The organism is Mesorhizobium sp. M2A.F.Ca.ET.039.01.1.1 (genome assembly GCF_003998035.1).
Lineage (GTDB): Bacteria > Pseudomonadota > Alphaproteobacteria > Rhizobiales > Rhizobiaceae > Mesorhizobium.
Window position 1 is genome coordinate 1 of record NZ_RZRY01001237.1, and the last position, 1,095, is coordinate 1,095.

A 1,095-nucleotide genomic window follows, 5' to 3' on the forward strand; every position below is an offset into this window, starting at 1 on the left:
TGCTTGTACATCTTGGCGCCGGTGCGCGCGATCTCGGCGCGGCCCTTGGCCTTGTGCGTGCCCTGCTGCTTCTTGGCGAGCTGCCAGCGCACGACGCGCTGCAGGATGTCCTCGCGCGGGTCGAGGCCGAAAATCTCTTCGGAGAGCTTCAGCTCGCCGGCGTCCTTGCCGCCCAGCGTTTTAATCTTGAGGTCCATTATTCCGCTCCCTCAGTGGCCGGGGCTTCGTTCTTGGCGGCGGCAGCGGCACGGATCGCGGCGGGCTTCGGCGCGTTGGCCGGCAGCGCAACCTTGGCGGCGTCGCGAACCAGGATCCAGGCGCCCTTGACGCCGGGAACCGCGCCGCGGATTAGGATCAGGCCGCGATCCACGTCCGTCGAGACGACCTCGACATTCTGCGTGGTCACGCGGGTGTCACCCATGTGGCCGGCCATCTTCTTGCCCTTGAACACCTTGCCCGGGTCCTGGCGCTGACCGGTCGAGCCGTGCGTGCGGTGCGAGACCGAGTTACCGTGGGTCGCGCGGCCACCACCCATGTTGTGCCGCTTGATCACGCCCTGGAAACCCTTGCCGGTCGAGGTGCCGGTGACGTCGACCTTCTGGCCGGCGACGAAATGCTCGACGGTCAGCTCGGCGCCGACGTCAATCATGTTGTCGGCGGAGACGCGGAACTCCGCGACCTTGGCCTTGGGCTCGACGGACGCGGCGGCGAAATGGCCGCGCATCGCCTTCGACGTGTTCTTCACCTTGGCAAGGCCAACGCCGAGCTGGACGGCGGTGTAGCCGTTCTTCTCCTGCGTGCGCTGAGCCACGACCTGGCAGTTCTCCATCTGGAGAACGGTGACGGGAACGTGTTCCCCCGCATCGTTATAGATGCGGGTCATTCCCACCTTCTTTGCAATCACACCTGAACGCATCGGTTCAATTCCTTTAGAGTTCCGGGCCAGGGGCACCGCCCCTTACCGCGTTCTCATTCCTTTAGAGCTTGATCTCGACGTCGACACCGGCGGCCAGATCGAGCTTCATCAAAGCATCGACCGTCTGCGGAGTCGGATCGACGATGTCGAGCAGACGCTTGTGCGTACGCATCTCGAAC

The 1,095-nt window shown here is 64.5% G+C and carries 3 protein-coding genes; all 3 read right to left on the minus strand.

Annotated features, from left to right (window positions below):
• Nucleotides 1-197: 50S ribosomal protein L4 (rplD, locus tag EOA24_RS38930; protein WP_127410877.1), on the minus strand; the 197-nt coding region annotated here is incomplete at its 3' end.
• The gene (gene rplC / locus EOA24_RS38935) at nucleotides 197-916 is read right to left on the minus strand and encodes a 50S ribosomal protein L3 (RefSeq protein ID WP_126082804.1); all 720 of its coding nucleotides are present in this window, start codon (nucleotides 914-916) and stop codon (nucleotides 197-199) included. The genes rplC and rplD, both read right to left, overlap by 1 nt.
• Nucleotides 917-977: 61 nt before the next feature.
• Nucleotides 978-1,095, minus strand: a 118-nt coding sequence (locus tag EOA24_RS38940) for a 30S ribosomal protein S10 (RefSeq protein WP_281059941.1), incomplete at its 5' end; no start/stop codon positions are given.